Here is a 17365-nt window from a genome sequence, read left to right as displayed (position 1 = left end):
TTATTTTATGATGCTGCCGCTAGCCATTTTTCAACGGCCCAACGGTGGCTTCCTCTTTTTAATAAACGGACTGCTTCTTCTGGTGCAACCCAGTGTAAAGTATTGGTCCTTTCTAAGGGTTCGCTAAGTTGCCGCCAAGTATTCGCTACATAAAAATAGCCAGGATTATAATAGGCAGTTTGGCGATGGTTCGAATAAAAATATTCATCAGCTTCCCCTAAATAACGGCCAATTTCTACACTAATTCCCAATTCTTCTAGCACTTCTCGATGGATCGCTTCTTCTTTCGTTTCGGTGCCTTCAATTTCGCCTCCTGGTAAAAAATAAGCTCCATTTGGCGCTTGTACCAGAACCATTGCGTTATTTTCTGGCTTTGAAACAATAATGTATGCAGCATATCTTGTTTGATAGGTCAATGTCTCTTCTCTTTTTCCAAACGTTGGCGTTTTCATTGGCGCACCTCTTCTCTTTTCATCTATTTTACCTGAGAAATTCCTTTAGAACAAGTCAGAAACCAAGCGTTTTTCTCTACATTTCACGTTTATCTATGCTACTATTAATGTTGGAAATATAATTAAGTTTGAAAGGGAGTTTTTAACTATGAAAATGGCTCATACATGTGTGCGTGTAAAAGATTTAGAGGCATCATTAGATTTCTATCAAAAAGCCTTCAATTTTGAAGAAAGTCGCCGTCGTGATTTTCCAGAAAATAAATTTACTTTGGTTTATCTAACTTTACCAGGAGACGACTACGAACTAGAACTAACTTATAATTATGATCATGAAGCATACGATTTAGGAAACGGTTATGGTCATATCGCCATCAGTACAGATGATTTAGAAGGATTACACGAAAAACATCAAGCGGCTGGCTTAACTGTTACTGACTTAAAAGGCTTACCTGGAACTGCACCATCTTATTACTTTGTTGTCGACCCAGATGGTTATAAAATCGAAGTCATTCGTGAACGTTAAAAAGTTTCACTTGTTCACTTACTGAGCTTTTTGTGTTTGAGAGCTGTCCGAGACAAAACTTGTCTCGACTTCTTCTCAAACACTTTTTTCAAAAAAAGTGCTACAATAGAACGTATGAATTTATTGAGGATGTGATGTTATTATGACAAAAAAAATTATTGGAATCGCTGGCAATCAACTTTTGCAGGCAGCTGAAGTGTTTCACGGTAACCAAGTGACTTACACCCCACAAGGTTTTGTTAGCGCTGTTCAAGCCGCAGGTGGCGTTCCTCTCGTTTTGCCAATTGGCCCCAAAGAATTAGCCGCTACGTATATACAACAAATTGATAAACTACTTTTAGCAGGCGGTCAAGATGTTGCCCCTGAATTTTACGGACAAGAACCCCATATAAAATTAGAAGAAACGAATCGTGATCGTGACGAGTTTGAGTTAGCCCTAATTGAAGAAGCCTTAAAACAAAACAAACCTATTTTTGCGGTTTGTCGTGGAATGCAATTAGTCAATGTTGCTTTAGGTGGCACATTATATCAAGATTTATCGATGTATCCTCAATGGTCAGTTAAGCACGGACAACAACCCACTCAACCAATCTTTGCGACGCATCGTATTGATGTTGAACCAGACAGTCAATTATCAAACATATATGGTACAACTGGTCAAGTCAACTCGTACCATCACCAAGCACTACATACTTTAGGAAAAGATTTACGCGTTACTGCTTGGTCCTCTGATGGCCTTGCAGAAGCAGTGGAATCAACAAATGAACAGCAGCCTTTATTAGCTGTTCAATGGCATCCTGAACTAATGTACGCACGTGATGCCAAATCCCAAGCACTCTTTAACTACTTTGTTCAAAAATTATAGTAAAAACGGAGGGACGTCTTTCGCCCTCCGTTTTTACTTGCTATCATACTTAAAAATCAAAATTATCTGGATCTGCACCAAAACGATGATCCTTATTTAACTGATTAATTGCGGTTATTTCTTCTGGCGTTAATTCAAAATCAAAGACAGCAAAATTTTCCTGAATTCTTTTTTCGTGAACAGATTTAGGAATCACGATAGTATCATTTTGTAAGTGCCAACGAATAATCACTTGGGCCGCTGATTTACCATATTTTTCACCAATTTTCACTAGTACTGGTTCAGATAATAAATTACCTTGTCCTAGAGGAGACCAAGCCTCCACGGCAATCTTATTTTCGGCTAAATATTTTCGTAGCGGTTCTTGTGTTAACGTAGGATGTAATTCAATTTGATCCACCATTGGCACAACATTTGCTTCTGTTAATAAATCTTCCAAATGATGTTGATGAAAATTGGAAACGCCAATCGCTTTGGCACGACCACTTGCGTAAATTTCTTCTAATGCTTTCCATGATTCTTTATATTTACCAGCAACAGGCCAGTGAATTAAATATAAATCAACATAGTCTAGCCCTAATTTTTCTAAGCTTTTATCAAATGCTTTAATCGCATTTTCATAGCCTTGATCTTCATTCCATAATTTCGTCGTCACGAAAATTTCTTCGCGGGGAATACCCGATTGACGAATACCTTCGCCCACCCCTGCTTCGTTTTTATAAACGGCTGCCGTATCAATCAAGCGATAACCCGCTTCTAAAGCCCATTTTACTGAATTTGTTGCTTCTGAGCCATCTTCTACACGCCAAACACCTAAACCTAGGCGTGGCATTTCATTGCCGTTTGCTAATTTTTTTGTTTTATCCAAAGTCATGTGTTTCTTCAGTCCCTTCATTTTCATTACTTTTAGTATACTACGCATTCTTCTTTCACGAAACAATCACGACTCGTCAGGTCATTTTCTTTATTTTTAATAAATAACGACGCCAATAGGTCAGTACTCCGATTAGTGCCACAACTACAATTGTTCGACCGCTAACGCTTCCAATCCACAGTTTAACTGCAAGTAACCAGATACAAAAGAGATAAACACAGGACCAATTAAAGGAAACTTTCAATGTACATGATTCCGCAATTTCGATTATCTGACTACTAAAAAAACGACTCCCTAATCGTAAAGCGACTGGATTATGGAAGATGAATGTTCGTCGCTTGTCAGCCGTCAAGCGAGTGGCACATCGTTCATCAATAAAAATTGTTACAGGTAATTTAGAAAGTAAATCATTTTTTGCCCATTCAATTGAAACTTTCACGCAGCACTCACAACCTTTAACAAAATTATAAAATATATTATTTATTTACAAAATTATAACATTCCTAAAAAAACATGTTAAGTCTTTAAAAAAACTTTCTATTTTCTTCCCCTTTCGCCGAGAGATTTAGTATACTAAAAGAAGAAATTTTAGAGAAAGTTGGATTTTTATGTTGATACTTGGTTTAGCCAGTACTGAAACAGTCGATTCTTCTGCTCCTGATTTAGCAGAAGCGACCGTAAAAAAAGTGAGCGCGCTACAACGCTTTTGGAACAATATTAATTGGGATGCCATTGTCGCTACCTTAATTGAAAAAAGTTTATCAATTTTATTTTTAATTTTTCTATTTTTTATTATTCAGCGAATCGGGAAATATTTAATTGATCGCACCTATGCAAATTATAGTAAAAAGCAACATTTTAGTGAAAGCCGTTTAAAAACGTTACACACTTTAATCATTAATGCATTTCAATATACGCTGTTCTTTTTCTTCATCTATTCTCTTTTGACCATTGTCGGTGTACCTGTTGGCTCATTATTAGCTGGAGCGGGAATTGCCGGTGTTGCCATTGGTTTAGGGGCTCAAGGATTCATGAATGACTTAATTACCGGATTTTTCATTATTTTAGAACAACAAATGGATGTAGGCGATTATATTCGCTTATTGGCGTTAAATATTGAAGGAACTGTTACTTCTGTCGGATTACGAACCACTCAAATTAAAGCAGTTGATGGAACTGTTCATTTTATTCCAAACCGAAACATCACCACAATCAGTAACCTGTCTCGTGCCAATATGCAAGTGTTAATTGATGTCCGCATCAATCCTGAAGAAGGTTATGAAAAAATTTGTGAAGTGATTACAGAAGTCAATGAAACATTAAAAGAAAAGTATATCGAAAGTATTCAAACTGGGCCAGATATTTTTGGTATGGTCGATTTAGGCAATGGCAACTTTGCGGTGCGAACGACCATGTATGTACTAAACGGCAAACAATTTGCGGTCAAAGAAGAATTTCTAGCCCAATATATCAAAGCATTAACAGAGGCCGGCTTTACGATTCCCAATACGCCCATTATTGCAAAATAAAAAACAGCCACCAGATACTTATTAGTTATCTGGTGGCTGTTTTTCTAATTGTCCAATGATTTTAAAAACCCACTAACTGCCTCCACTCCAAACAATAACGCCTCTTCGTTCGGTTCAAACTTAGCAGAATGAAGGCTATAAGGACTTGCCACGCCTAACCAAAACATCGTGCCTGGGACTTTAGACAATAGATAGCCAAAATCTTCACCTGTCATTGCAACCGGTGCTTGTTGAAATTGAACTGTTGCTTGTTTGCTCATGTATTCAATCAAATTCGTGGTACATGCTGGCTCATTCACTACAGGTAAATACCCTTTTTGATCAAGATGAACAGTTACTTCACATTGAAAAGATTGCGCAATACCTTCACTAATTTCGCGAATTCTTCGCTGCGTTTGTTCATTCGTTTCTGCTGTCAATGTGCGAATTGTACCAGATAAAGTTGCTTCTTCGGCAATCACATTGCAGGCAGTCCCTGCATGAAAAGTTCCAAAGGTAACGACTGCCCCAACCACAGGATCAACATTTCGACTAACGATCGTTTGCGCTTGCTGAATTAAATTGGTGGCCGCCAAGACCATATCATTTGCTTGATGTGGAAAAGCCGCATGTCCACCTTTTCCTTTTAAGGTAATGTTCACTTCACAAGTGGCAGCAAACAATGTCCCTACTCTGGTACTAATAGTTCCGACTGGCAAATCAGGATTAACATGAAGCGCATAAAATTCATCAGGTAACCACTCACCAAACGCGTGGTCTTCATACATCAACATCCCCCCTGCTTCATTTTCTTCAGCAGGTTGAAATAAAAATAAAAAGTTATTGTCTGGTTGCTGTTGACTTAATTCTTTCAAAACACCTAAGCCGATTGTCATGTGAAAATCGTGCCCACAGGCATGCATAAACCCTGGTCGTTTTGATTGAAAAGCAGAAACCACTTCCTCTTGAATAGGTAAACCATCAATATCAGCACGCCAGCCGATGGTTTTCTGAGGATTTTTGCCTTCTATGAAGACTAAAATCCCCGTTTGCCATGTTCGAACTTGCAGATAAGGTTGCTTCATTTTATCAATTTCATTAAGTAAAAAGGCTTGTGTTTCCTTTTCTTCTAGACCGATTTCAGGTATTTGATGTAGTTGCCGTCTAATCGCAATTAATTCTTCTTGCTCCACAAAAGCCACTCCTTCATTTTTGGGGTAATCGAAAGCCGCCATGAAGAAGTTTCTTCATCGCGACTGACTAATTTATTTTTAGAGTTTACGTAATTCTTCTAAAATCTCTGTTTTACTCTTGGTTTTATCATCAATTTGTTTAATTACTTTTGCTGGCACGCCTGCGACAACGGTATGCGCTGGAACGTCTTCCACAACTACTGCCCCAGCAGCCACAACGGCACCTTCACCAACACGAACCCCTTCTAGTACGACCGCATTCGCTCCAATGACAACCTCGTTTTCAATAACCACAGGTGCGGCACTTGGTGGTTCAATGACACCAGCTAAAACCGTTCCTGCGCCAATATGACAATGCTTCCCTACAGTTGCACGACCGCCTAAAACAGCGCCCATATCAATCATAGTCCCTGCACCAACGACGGCGCCAATATTTAGAATAGCCCCCATCATAATCACCGCTTGATCGCCAATTTCAACTTTTTCGCGAATCAAAGCACCTGGTTCAATCCGAGCATTAATGTCTTTCAGATCAAGAAAAGGAATTGCTGAGTTACGTGCATCGTTTTCTACAACATAATCCTCAATTTTTTCTTTGTTTGCTTCTAAAAAAGGTTTTACGTCAGCCCAATCGCCAAACAATGTCCCAGTTTTACAATTATTAAAGACCTTAATTGTTTCCGGAAACGTGACTTCTTTTAATTGCCCTTTCAGTGTTACTTTAACAGGCGTTTGCTTTTCGGCATCGCCAATATACTGAATAATCTCATATGCGTCCAATCACAGCACTCCTTTACTTCGTGTTATCATACAGAATAACGCATTTATGAGAAAAAAGTAAAGAGTTTCTTGCGTTTTATTTAAATTACTTTCATTTCTTCTTCTGATTTAGGCAGAACAAGATGATGTTTTTCTAATTCATGCGCCATATGATTGACCGCTTTTAAAATTTCTTTGCGTGTAATGATGCCCTTAAAGCGTTGATTATCATCAACCACTGGTAAAAAAGAAGCATCTACTAATAAATGTAACACTTCTTCTAAATCCCACGATTCACCAATTACAGGAACATTGACTTCCATTACATCGGCCACAGTAAATTCATTCAATTTTTCAAAATCCACTGAAGTCAAATCAAACATTTTATCTACAACGTCTGTCAAGCCGATTAAGCCAACAAAGCGATCTCCCTTATCTAACACAGGAATCTTGGAATAGCGAACTTGCGATAAGACTAATGCCGCGTGACTTAAAGGGTTTAAACACATTACATTGGCGACATTTTCGGCAGGTACTAAAAACGTTTCTTGTTTTTCTAATAATAATTCTTTTACAGCAGTCCCTATCATGATTGGGTTGCCTCCATTTCTAATTCTTTAACACGTAACTTATTGTACCTAATTCTGCGGAAAAAGTCTTGGAATTCGCAAATTCTTCATAACTTAACAAACGAAAATTAACGTTTTGTTCTATTCTCCCCAAAAAAGAGAACGCTTTCTTAAAAAAATAAAAACTTAGTTGTCCCATAACAGACAACTAAGTTTTTATAAAAAACCAATTAATCAGTCAATTATCCTTCTTTTTCACACGTTTCATCACAGCCATCACTGACCATAATAAGCGGAAATCCCATGTTTTCTAAGATAGTGTTTATCCAATAAAAAATGATCAATTGGTTCAACAGCTGGATTAATTATTTCCGTCAAACGTGCCATTGAACAGATTTCATCTAAAATCAAGCTGTTTTCAACTGCTTTTTCCGGAGTCATTCCCCAAGTAAATGGGCCATGTCCATAAACTAGCACTCCTGGAATTGCTAAAGGATCTAGTTCTTGTTCATGAAATGTTTCAACAATGACTTTGCCAGTCTCTTCTTCATAGTTTTCTTTAATTTCACTTTCAGAGAGCGCTCTTGTGCAAGGTACAGCGCCATAAAAAGCATCCGCATGGGTGGTACCGTAAGGAGGTAAGGCTCGCCCTGCTTGAGCCCACGTAACACTATTCAGGGAGTGCGTGTGCGCAATCGCTCCAATTTCTGGCATTTTTTGATAAAGATAAAGATGCGTGGGTAAATCAGAAGACGGCTTTAATGCATTGGTTTCCAATAGTTGTCCGTTTAAATCAGTCACTACCATCTGTTCCTTGGTCATTTCTTGATACTTGACGCCGCTTGGTTTAATTACGATAATCCCTAATGATCGATTGATTTCACTAACATTGCCCCACGTTAATTTGACTAAGCCCAGTTTTGGCAAAGCCAGATTCGCTTCATAAACACGTTGTTTCATTGCTTGGATGATCGCTTTATTGTTCATAATAACCCACCTCTGCTAATTTGGGATAGAGATACTGCTGCGCGGCTTGAATTTTTTCTTGAAAATTCAAATCCGTTTCATTCCACATTTCAATTAAAAAAGGACCACTATAGTTTAACCGCTTGAGTGTTTTCAATAAGCCTGTAAAATCAACACATCCTTCTCCAAAAGTAACTTCCCGAAACTTGCCTTCAAATGTGTCTGTTACAGCGAAGGTATCTTTTAAGTGAATAGCAGCGATTTCAGCAATTCCCTTTTCAAGCTCAACCGCCGGATTATTTTCCGGCCAAGCAGACAAATTACCTAAATCAGGATAAACATGCAAAAAAGGAGACGGAATTTGTTCCTTAATTTCTAGAAATTTTTGTATGCTATTCATAAAAGGGTCATCCATAATCTCAACAGCCAGAATGACACCGTATTGTGCAGCTTCCTCAACGCCCTTTTTCAGACCTTGAAGAAAAAATTCCCTTGTTTCGGCAGTTTTTTCTTCGTAAAAGACGTCATAGCCAGCTATTTGAATTACCCGTATGTTTAATTGATGAGCCAAACGAATCGCTTGAGATAAAATTTTCCGTCCTTTTTCACGTGTTTCTTTATTTAAAGAGCCTAAAGGGAACCGCCGATGACCACTTAAACACAAAGAATGGATAAAAAAATCTTCTTTCACCATTAATTGAGAAAGTTCTTGTAACTGGCTTGGTGTCCAAGCCAATCGTGCTAAACGTTCATCGGATTCATCAATTGACATTTCTAAAAAATCAAATCCTAACTTTTTGGCCCATGTTAATCGTTCCGCCCAAGTTAAATTTTGTGGGAGTGCTTTTTCATATAGTCCAATTCGTGCCATTTTATCACTTCCAAATCTGATCGATTTTTTTTTGAAAATCTTTGACTGCTTGTTCAGGATTTTTTGATTCAGTAATCCCACGGCCTGCAATAAATGTTGCAACTGCCATTGTTTGAAACAATTCAAGCGTTTCGACAGTTAAACCACCTGTGACGGACACTTCAAAGCCTAAGTCAATTAGTTCTTGAACTTTATTCAAATCTTTCTCTCCCCAGCTGCCGCCAGCTAAAAGAGCATCTCTACTTTGATGATAAATCACCTGATTAATCCCTAATTCTCGCCATTGTCGAGCTTGTTGCATTGTCCAATTTCCATATAGTTCTACTTGTAATTCTCGGACTTCTTTTTGAGCTGCAGCCATCGTTGGTAAGGTGGCGCAACAAATGACCGTCATGAAATCAGCGCCTGCTTGTGCGACATTACGAGCAACTGTACCGCCCGCATCAGCACATTTTGTATCAGCAACAATTGTTTTATTTGGAAACATGCGTCTTAAACAACGAATTGCTTTTTGGCCTTCTTGTAAACACAAAATAGTGCCAACTTCGATAATATCGACAATTTCTCCGACTTTCATACAATCTGCTAAAGCGTCTTCTAAGCTATTATGATCTAAAGCGATTTGTAAGTTTGGTCTTTTCATCTTTCCCATCCTTTTATTCAGATTTTTGATAACGATCTGAAGCCATATATTTTTCTTGAATTTCTTTTGCAGACATTACATTTTTAATGCCAATCACTGTGACTCCGCGTTTTTCTGCTTGCTGAAACATTTGTAAAAAATTGACTGGAGTAAAAACAACGTCGTATTGGCTAGCAGAGCTTTTTCCTTCTGAAATGGCGCAATGATGAATTTTTGTAATCGGTACACCTAGTTCTTTCATTGCTTTTTCAACACTCCGCATCATCATTAGACTCGTGCCAGAACCATTGGCACAGGAAACAAGTATTCTCATTTTAAATTCCTCCTTTAATTCTCTTGAAATTTTTTAGCATATTGTTCATAATCATTGACAATCATAAAGTAACCTTCTGGATTTCTCCGATACTGAAGTTGCGGAATTATTAGTAACCCAACCACCACTACTGCTACGCCAACATAGCCTAGAACTTTCATAATAATTGTAAATAACGGCCAAGCTGTCGCCCAATCGAACATGCCCAAATAACCGCCATATTGAGATAATCCAATCCATGTAGCAAATAAAGCTGAGCCACCTACTTGGATTAAACCTGAAAGGAAGGGGAATAAACAAGCAGCTTTTACTCCGCCACGATTATTTGCATAAACAGCTATGACAGCGTTATCAAAAAACAATGGGATAAAACCCGCAATAACGATTGTCGGAGACTTTAATAGAATCAGTAAGCCAATCATTAAAAACTGGCCTAATGCGCCAAAGAGAAACCCAATTGTTACTGCATTGGGCGAACCAAACCCGAAAGTCGCTGCTACGTCAATCCCAGGAACAGCGCCTGGTAAAATGGTATTTGAAATCCCTTGGAATGACTGCGTCAACTCGTCGACAAAGGTTCTAACGCCTAATTGTAAGATAGCTAAATAGACAGCAAAATTTAATGAAGTGGTCATGATATAAAAGAAGAAACTCTGCCCTTCTTGCATAAATTTAGCTTGAATTAAATAATCTTGTCCCAAAACAAGCAAGATAATGCCAAAGAAAAAGAGCATCAAAATGGACGTAGCAACCATATTTTCATTAAAAATGGATAGAAATCCTGGTAATTCAATATCTTCCAATTTTTTATCGACCTTCTCTGAACGATGTTTCTTTTGATCACGTTTTTTCAACCATTCTGCTAATTTTGCAAAAATAAATATGCCAAACATTTGTTGATGGGCTACCGCAAAACCAGCACCTTCTGTTAATTCCTGCGTAATCCCTACCGTTAAATTTGAAGCAACTGCCCAATAACACCCAAGAATTAAGCCCATAAAAATTAGTACTTCGATTCTACCTAAGTTAGGAAAACAAAAGAGTAAAATCCAGAAAGCGGTAGCTGCTTGTTGAATCTGAACATTCCCTGTTGTAAAAACGGCTCTCAATTTTGTATATTTTTGAAAACGAACCAACAAAATATTCATAATAAATGCGATCAATAACAAAATCATCACATCACCAAAGGTTCGTCCAAAGGTTTTCATCAATCCAGCATCGACTGCATTTTGCCCGAAATATGGATCGGTAACCATTGCCTGTAAATTAAATCGCTCTTTCAAGCCTACTAGAATAGGGCGAAAATTATTAACCAAACCACCAGAACCAACACTCAAAATAAAATAACCAACTGTCGCTTTCAGAAAACCTGCTAAACATTCATAAAAGGGCCTCCGTAACAAGAGATAACCTAATAACACGATGAAACCAATCAAATATGCTGGCTGTGTTAAAACGTTCGTAGCAAAATAAGTCCAACTATTTAACAAGAACTCCCCCATTGATTTTTCCCCCTATAATTGATATTTCTCCATAACTTCTTTAAAATCCATTAGCGTGTTTGTTTCTAACAAGTCAGCAATCACACCATCCGTCATCAATAAATCCATCAATTGCTGAATATTTTCAAGATGTTCGGCGGGATTTTGGGCTGCCAATGTAAAAAATAATGTTGCTGTTTTTGCTTCTTGATCGCCAGTAAAAGTGACAGATTGCTTAAATTTTGTAAAAGAAATAGCCGTTCCAAAAACGCCTGCGCTTTCCTCTGATGAATGTGACATGGCTACTTCAGGAGCAATGATGATATAAGGTCCAAACGTTTCGACACACTGAATAATCTCATCGACATAACTCTGATCGATGATGTGTTTTTGGAGTAAAATCAAACAACTTTCCTGAATCGCCTCTTGCCAACTAACCGGTTCTTTATCAGGGTAATGAATAAGCTCTTGCTCCCAAAAATAAGTTAACATTGTACATCCAGCCTTTCTTACAAGAATGAAGGAAATGGTGTATCATTTTCTTTAACAAAAACATCATCAAAGCCACGATCAAAGTTAAATTCTAAGTTGTCTTTGTCATCTGGATAAACAAATTTGCCACCCACTTGCCAAATATATGGTTTAAATTGATAATGTAAACGATCTTTTTTAAATTTCCAAATTTCCATGATTTCTTTTGGATCCGCCATAAAATTAGACCAAATATCATAATGAACAGGAATGACTACTTTCGCATTTAAAGATTCTGCCATTCTCAACATATCAACAGAAGTTATTTTATCTGTGATACCGCGAGGATTTTCGCCATATGCTCCTAAGCAAACATCAATTGCATATTGATTACCATGTTTCGCAAACAAGTTAGAATAATGAGAGTCTCCGGCGTGATATACCGTACCACCTGAGGTTTCAAATAGATAATTGACAGCTAGTTCATTCATGTCCTGAGGCATTTTACCTTTAAATGTATTTTCAGGATCATCAGAAGTAATTAGCGCGGTTCGATCAAAAGCTTCCAAGGCCACTACATTCACATCATTCACTTTTATTTCTTGACCAGGCTCTATAACCCGTGTTTTTTCTGCCGGAACACCCCAACGCTGCCATGTTTTCACTACTTCTTTTGGACCAATAAATAGAGCCTTAGGACAATTTTGATGAACAGCAGCAGCTGTGTGAATATCCAAATGGTCTGAATGAATATGTGTAACAACTAAAGCATCTACCTCTTTTATTTCAAAAGGATCAATCACAAAAGGTTGTGTTCTTAAATTAGGTTGCATTTTTTGGCAACCACTCATGCGCATCATTTGATGGCCATTTTTCATTAAGCCGTTCCCGTGCGTTTGTTTTCCTGTTCCACACCATAAATCACATAAAATATTCGTGTTCTCATGCGTTTTCAGCCAAATGCCTGTACAACCAAGCCACCAGAGTGCAACCGTTCCTTGAAGCACATTTGTCTGATTAATTTCTTCGTTTAAATAAGTGCCCCATTCTGGAAATGTCGCCTTCAACCAACTTTCTTTTGTAATTTCATGAATCGATTTGCTCATGCTACCACTCCTCTTCTCAAATGATTGTGTTATGCTTTATAAGAAAATCATAGCCGCAAAAAATCACAATGAAAACCCTTTTATATGATTGTTTGCACTTTTAATGATTCTTTTACGTGTTTTGTTTTCCTATGAGTTATACTATTTCATGGGACCGTGTCCAAAAAAATAACTAAAGGAGGTTGTATTACTTGAAAAGTTCATTAGAAACCATTGAAAAAAGGCAACAAAACATTCTCGCGCTGCTGCAAAAAAACAAACAAATGACTACCTATAAATTAGCAGATGCTTTAAATGTTTCCTTAAGCACAATTCGTCGTGATTTAAATGTCTTAGAAACTAAGAATGACATCATTCGAAAATATGGGTATTGTATTTACAACGACCAAAATCAGAAAGACTTTGATCAATCAGGACCGGAGTTATTAAAACAAGCCATTGCTCGTGTTGCTTGTAGCTATCTAAGTGATTATGATACCGTTTTCATTAATTCAAGTTCCACTGCTTTGAATATTCTCCATTATTTAAAGGCCGACCATCTGACCATCGTAACGAATAATTTAAAAATTGCCACCAAGCCTCATGTTTCTCAATACAATTATATTTTGACCGGAGGCGAATTACGTTTTCCCAAAGAAGTTCTGGTAGGAGATATTGCCATTAACACAATCACCGCAACGCATGCCGATGTTTGCGTAATTGGCTGTAGCGGGGTCAGTTTAGAACATGGCGTCACTACAAAAATTTTCAATGAAGCAAAAATTAATGAGCTTATGATAAAACAAACAACAAAAGTAAAAATTCTGGTCGCGGACCATCGAAAAATCGGCTTGACATCTAAATTTAAAATTGCTGATATTACCGCTTTTGATTGTTTGATTACAGACAAACATTGCTCATCAACTTTAATTACAGAACTTCGTAAGACCGGCTTAAAGGTTATCCAAGTCGACTAAAAAAGAGCGTAGGACAAAAATCTCTTTTGGATTTTTGTCCTACGCTCAAAATCTGATAAATAAAAAAATAGCACTTATTTCTTAACATTCACTTACTTCGTAAACGTTGCCTTTAATCGTTCCAACGGTTGATGCTCTTTGTTATAATACTGAACGAGATATTGTTCAGGTGTACTTTCAATTATGGCATATGTTTTCTCTTGAACTGGTCCACGAGGTAAACGAATACTTCCCGGATTAACAAAGAGAATGTTATTGTGTCGCTCTGCACCGAGTACATGAGTGTGACCAAATAAGGCAATTGTCGCTCCTGCTTCTTCCGCCTGTAAAGCAAGTGTCGTGAGCCCCATTCTAACATTGGCCAAATGACCATGTGTCATATAAATAACTTGATCCCCCACTTTTTTAGTCACAGTTTTGGGAAATTCATCATAAAAATCACAATTTCCTTGCACTACAATGAATTTTTGCCAAAGTTCATCTGTCGGTTCTAATTCAGAATCACCACAGTGAAAGAGTGCATCGACTTGTCCTTCATAATGATTCACTAAGTCAACCAAACAGTCGCGATCGCCATGGTTATCGCTTACTACCAAGATTTTCATACGTTTCAACTCCTATTTTTTTAGCCATTCTTCCCATTGTTCTTTTAATTTTGCCACTGCTTGTCCACGATGACTGACTTTATTTTTCTCTTCTCCAGACAATTCAGCTGCCGTCTTACCAAGCTCTGGAACATAGAAAAGTGAATCGTACCCAAAGCCTCCTTCACCACGAGGAATCGTACCGACTTCTCCTGGCCATTCAGCTTCGACCACCAGACTTTCTTTCTTTGGTTCAGCAAAAACCAATGTACAATGGAAACGCGCTTGTCTTTTTTCTTTTGGCACGCCCGTTAACTCATGTAGTAGTTTCGCATTATTTGAAGCATCGTTAGTTGGCTCACCAGCAAAACGAGCAGAATAGATTCCCGGCATTCCCCCTAACGCATCAACAATTAATCCTGAATCATCTGCTAATACTGGTTTCTGTAAAATTTCTGCAATTGTTTCAGCTTTTAGACGAGCATTTTCTTCAAATGTTCGACCAGTTTCTTCTACATCTGGCAAATTCGGATAATCTAATAACGTCTTAACTGTATATCCTTTTTCACCAAAAATTGAACTAAACTCTTTCGCTTTACCAGGATTTCTAGTTGCAATGACAATCACTTTCTCTTCTGAATCTTGCGAAGGGACTTCTTCAGAGGCTAAAGCATAAAGCGCTTCTTTCTGATACGCAATTAATTCCTCGATCCCTGTTTTTCCATAAAAGAGCATGGCATTTAACTCATCTCCTGAGAAGGTAGCTTCTTCACCCGTTCCTTGAATTTCCACAAATTCACCAGACTCGGTCATCACGATGTTCATATCCACTGCAGCATTCGAGTCCTCTGCGTAATCTAAGTCCAGCACACAATAACCATCGGGTAAAATACCCACGCTGACAGCAGCTAAATGCTCTTTAATTGGGTCTTCCGCTAGCGCACCAGTCATCAATAAATGATTAACTGCTAAGCGTAGAGCAACAAAAGCGCCTGTAATACTAGCAGTACGGGTTCCCCCATCTGCTTGAATCACATCACAATCGACAACAATGCTCCGTTCCCCTAACTTTTCTAAGTCAACAACAGCTCGCAATGACCGCCCAATCAAACGTTGAATCTCCATTGTTCGCCCTGTTAATTTTCCTTTCGCACTTTCCCGAATATTTCTTGTGTTCGTCGCGCGAGGGAGCATGCTATATTCAGCTGCTACCCAACCTGTTCCCGCGCCTCGTAAAAATGGGGGAACCTTTTCTTCGACAGTGGCTGAGCAAATTACTTTTGTATCGCCAAACGAAATAACCACCGAACCTTCTGGATGTTTAAAAACATTGGTTTCAATAGTGATCTTTCGCAATTCTTTTGGTGCACGACTATCATGTCTAATCATTTTCGTTTCCTCCTAAGTGAATCTGTTGTGCTTTTAAGTTCTCTATACCAAGCCAACTGCTTGCAATCTCTTCAAACATTTTTGCAGAACCAGTTGTATAAAATTCATGGGGCTGTGTAGGCGCTTCAGGCGTGTGGGCAATGTCAAAATAATCGAGAAGCATGCTGACTTCGCCAACTGTTTCGGCTCCTGAGTCAATTAATGTCACATGACTCCCCATCACATTTTGAATCACCGGACGTAACAACGGGTAATGGGTACAACCTAAAATCAACGTATCAAGTCCTTTTAATTGTAGTGCTTGAAGTGTTTCTGCCACAATTTTTTTTGCTACGGAAGAACGATATTGATTACTTTCAACAATGGGGACAAATTTAGGGCAAGCTAAACTAGTCACCTCAATTGCTGGTGCCTTACTTTTAATGGCGATTTCATAGGAAGCACTTTTGATTGTCCCTAAGGTACCTATGACACCAATTTTGTTATTTTTTGTGACTTTAACGGCTGCTCGTGCGCCAGGTAAAATAACACCGACAACTGGAATTGGCAAGGCAGCTTTAATTTCTTCTAATGCGACAGCCGTCGCGGTATTACATGCGATTACTAGCATTTTTATTCGTTTTTTCAATAAAAAATCGGCCATTTCCCAAGTAAACTGAACGACTTGTTCGGCTGGTCGTGGACCATATGGGCAACGGGCTGTATCTCCTAAATAAATTAATCGTTCATTTGGTAATTGTTTTAGCGCTTCCTTTAAAACAGTTAATCCACCAACGCCAGAATCAATTAATCCAATGGCTTCTTGATTGCTCATTCTCATCCTACCTTTGCCTTTTATTCACTGCCTTTATTTTCTACTTTTTAAGGACTATTGTCAATTTTTCCTGTTTTGCTCTCATTTATTTCTTTTTTTGAAGGAAATCTTTTTCGATTAAAAAACTAGTAATTCATTTTTTTGTATGTTATAATTCCTAACATTGAGAATACAATTAGAAATACATTTGGTTAATTTAATTTAAATAACATGTTTCTCACCGAATCCTCTGTTATCTTTTCTGCCAAATGATTGCAAAGGAGACTGCCTATGATTTCTTTAGAACATGTAAATAAGTATTTTGGGGAGCATCACGTTTTAAAAGATATTACTTTAAATGTAGAACAAGGAGAAAAAATTGTCATTATCGGACCCTCTGGCTCTGGCAAAAGTACATTAATTCGGTGTATGAACCAATTGGAAAAAGTCAATGATGGTTCCGTCGTAATTGATAACATTGACATCACCAAACCGAAAGCACCGATTCAAAAGGTTCGCCAGAAAGTTGCCATGGTCTTTCAAAATTTTAACTTATATGCTCACAAAACGATTATTGATAATTTAACGTTAGCACCGATTAAAGTGATGGGCGTTTCCAAAGACGAAGCGGTTCGTACTGGCATGGAGTATTTAGAACGAGTCGGTTTGGCTGATAAAGCTTCTGCTTATCCTTCGCAGCTTTCTGGCGGGCAGCAACAACGGGTCGCTATTGCTCGTGCCTTAAATATGCATCCTGAGATTATCCTTTTTGATGAACCGACTTCGGCACTTGATCCAGAAATGATTCAAGAAGTTTTAGATGTAATGGTCGATCTTTCCAAACAAAATATTACCATGGTTTGTGTCACACATGAAATGGGCTTTGCTCGTCAAGTGGCTGACCGTGTAATCTTCATGGACCAAGGACAGATTATTGAACAAGGAACACCTGAACATTTCTTTACAAGCACTGAAAACCCTCGTGCAAAAGAATTTCTAAGCAAAATTATTCATAACGGGTAATGAATAAAAAAACAAAAAATTGGAGG

General features: G+C 38.1%; 21 protein-coding genes. 5 read left to right on the top strand and 16 right to left on the bottom strand.

The genetic code is table 11. From position 1 onward, the window contains the following. Positions 1–5 precede the first annotated feature (5 nt). A complete protein-coding gene (locus IGJ90_RS04925; protein WP_438767685.1) occupies positions 6–452 on the bottom strand; it encodes an NUDIX hydrolase in 447 nt (148 codons plus the stop codon). A 148-nt stretch (positions 453–600) separates the two neighbouring features. Here IGJ90_RS04925 and gloA point away from each other — a divergent pair, with 148 nt between their 5' ends. Both gloA and IGJ90_RS04915 read left to right on the top strand, forming a co-directional pair. Continuing rightward, positions 601–975, top strand: a complete 375-nt coding sequence (gene gloA, locus IGJ90_RS04920) for a lactoylglutathione lyase (protein WP_002358003.1) — start codon at positions 601–603, stop codon at positions 973–975. Positions 976–1117: 142 nt separating this feature from the next. Continuing rightward, complete coding sequence (locus IGJ90_RS04915) at positions 1118–1840, top strand: gamma-glutamyl-gamma-aminobutyrate hydrolase family protein (RefSeq protein ID WP_002358005.1); 723 nt, start codon at positions 1118–1120, stop codon at positions 1838–1840. Between the two features lie 49 nt (positions 1841–1889). On the opposite strand, the gene IGJ90_RS04910 is transcribed toward IGJ90_RS04915, so the two are convergent. Then, complete coding sequence (locus tag IGJ90_RS04910) at positions 1890–2762, bottom strand: aldo/keto reductase (protein ID WP_416347044.1); 873 nt, start codon at positions 2760–2762, stop codon at positions 1890–1892. A gap of 28 nt (positions 2763–2790) precedes the next feature. Beyond that, a complete protein-coding gene (locus IGJ90_RS04905; RefSeq protein WP_002358008.1) occupies positions 2791–3153 on the bottom strand; it encodes a hypothetical protein in 363 nt (120 codons plus the stop codon). Between the two features lie 169 nt (positions 3154–3322). Here IGJ90_RS04905 and IGJ90_RS04900 point away from each other — a divergent pair, with 169 nt between their 5' ends. Then, positions 3323–4243: a mechanosensitive ion channel family protein gene (locus IGJ90_RS04900; protein WP_002382128.1), complete on the top strand. Its 921-nt coding sequence runs from the start codon at positions 3323–3325 to the stop codon at positions 4241–4243. A 44-nt stretch (positions 4244–4287) separates the two neighbouring features. Here IGJ90_RS04900 and IGJ90_RS04895 read toward each other — a convergent pair whose 3' ends face one another. From IGJ90_RS04895 to ulaG, 10 genes are all read right to left on the bottom strand, one after another. Next, positions 4288–5457, bottom strand: coding sequence for an N-acetyldiaminopimelate deacetylase (locus IGJ90_RS04895; RefSeq protein ID WP_002388919.1), 1170 nt, complete (start codon positions 5455–5457; stop codon positions 4288–4290). Between the two features lie 36 nt (positions 5458–5493). Beyond that, the gene (gene dapD, locus IGJ90_RS04890) at positions 5494–6195 is read right to left on the bottom strand and encodes a 2,3,4,5-tetrahydropyridine-2,6-dicarboxylate N-acetyltransferase (protein ID WP_010819324.1); all 702 of its coding nucleotides are present in this window, start codon (positions 6193–6195) and stop codon (positions 5494–5496) included. An 80-nt stretch (positions 6196–6275) separates the two neighbouring features. Then, a complete protein-coding gene (cbpB, locus tag IGJ90_RS04885; RefSeq protein ID WP_002358013.1) occupies positions 6276–6764 on the bottom strand; it encodes a cyclic-di-AMP-binding protein CbpB in 489 nt (162 codons plus the stop codon). 255 nt (positions 6765–7019) lie between these two features. After that, a complete protein-coding gene (locus IGJ90_RS04880; protein ID WP_002375178.1) occupies positions 7020–7730 on the bottom strand; it encodes an L-ribulose-5-phosphate 4-epimerase in 711 nt (236 codons plus the stop codon). Continuing rightward, positions 7720–8580, bottom strand: coding sequence for an L-ribulose-5-phosphate 3-epimerase (locus IGJ90_RS04875; protein ID WP_002358016.1), 861 nt, complete (start codon positions 8578–8580; stop codon positions 7720–7722). The genes IGJ90_RS04880 and IGJ90_RS04875 overlap by 11 nt, the downstream gene beginning before the upstream one ends. A gap of 4 nt (positions 8581–8584) precedes the next feature. Next, positions 8585–9223, bottom strand: coding sequence for a 3-keto-L-gulonate-6-phosphate decarboxylase UlaD (locus IGJ90_RS04870; protein ID WP_438767682.1), 639 nt, complete (start codon positions 9221–9223; stop codon positions 8585–8587). Positions 9224–9236: 13 nt separating this feature from the next. Then, entirely contained in the window at positions 9237–9536 is a 300-nt protein-coding gene (locus IGJ90_RS04865; RefSeq protein ID WP_002358018.1) for a PTS sugar transporter subunit IIB, read from the bottom strand. A 14-nt stretch (positions 9537–9550) separates the two neighbouring features. Beyond that, positions 9551–11038 carry a PTS ascorbate transporter subunit IIC gene (locus IGJ90_RS04860; protein WP_002375180.1) on the bottom strand — a complete coding sequence of 496 codons (1488 nt, stop codon included), beginning with the start codon at positions 11036–11038 and terminating at the stop codon, positions 9551–9553. Between the two features lie 12 nt (positions 11039–11050). Further along, on the bottom strand, positions 11051–11509 hold the full coding sequence (locus tag IGJ90_RS04855; RefSeq protein ID WP_438767680.1) for a PTS sugar transporter subunit IIA: 459 nt from the start codon (positions 11507–11509) through the stop codon (positions 11051–11053). Positions 11510–11526: 17 nt separating this feature from the next. After that, entirely contained in the window at positions 11527–12594 is a 1068-nt protein-coding gene (gene ulaG / locus IGJ90_RS04850) for an L-ascorbate 6-phosphate lactonase (RefSeq protein ID WP_002360582.1), read from the bottom strand. Between the two features lie 191 nt (positions 12595–12785). Here ulaG and IGJ90_RS04845 point away from each other — a divergent pair, with 191 nt between their 5' ends. Next, entirely contained in the window at positions 12786–13550 is a 765-nt protein-coding gene (locus IGJ90_RS04845; protein ID WP_002382117.1) for a DeoR/GlpR family DNA-binding transcription regulator, read from the top strand. A gap of 92 nt (positions 13551–13642) precedes the next feature. On the opposite strand, the gene IGJ90_RS04840 is transcribed toward IGJ90_RS04845, so the two are convergent. The 3 genes from IGJ90_RS04840 to racE are packed head-to-tail and all read right to left on the bottom strand — an operon-like array spanning position 13643 to position 16343. Beyond that, positions 13643–14155 (bottom strand): metallophosphoesterase, encoded by a 513-nt coding sequence (locus IGJ90_RS04840; protein WP_002386618.1) that lies wholly within the window; start codon positions 14153–14155, stop codon positions 13643–13645. A gap of 12 nt (positions 14156–14167) precedes the next feature. Further along, the gene (gene rph / locus IGJ90_RS04835; RefSeq protein WP_002358026.1) at positions 14168–15523 is read right to left on the bottom strand and encodes a ribonuclease PH; all 1356 of its coding nucleotides are present in this window, start codon (positions 15521–15523) and stop codon (positions 14168–14170) included. Next, entirely contained in the window at positions 15516–16343 is an 828-nt protein-coding gene (gene racE / locus IGJ90_RS04830) for a glutamate racemase (protein WP_002358027.1), read from the bottom strand. Before racE ends, rph begins: the two co-directional genes overlap by 8 nt. Before the next feature lie 264 nt (positions 16344–16607). Here racE and IGJ90_RS04825 point away from each other — a divergent pair, with 264 nt between their 5' ends. Next, a complete protein-coding gene (locus IGJ90_RS04825) occupies positions 16608–17339 on the top strand; it encodes an amino acid ABC transporter ATP-binding protein (RefSeq protein ID WP_002360585.1) in 732 nt (243 codons plus the stop codon). Positions 17340–17365 lie beyond the last annotated feature (26 nt).

The organism is Enterococcus sp. AZ129 (genome assembly GCF_051714505.1).
Classification (GTDB): Bacteria; Bacillota; Bacilli; order Lactobacillales; family Enterococcaceae; genus Enterococcus; species Enterococcus faecalis.
This window is presented reverse-complemented; position numbering and strand designations above follow the sequence as displayed.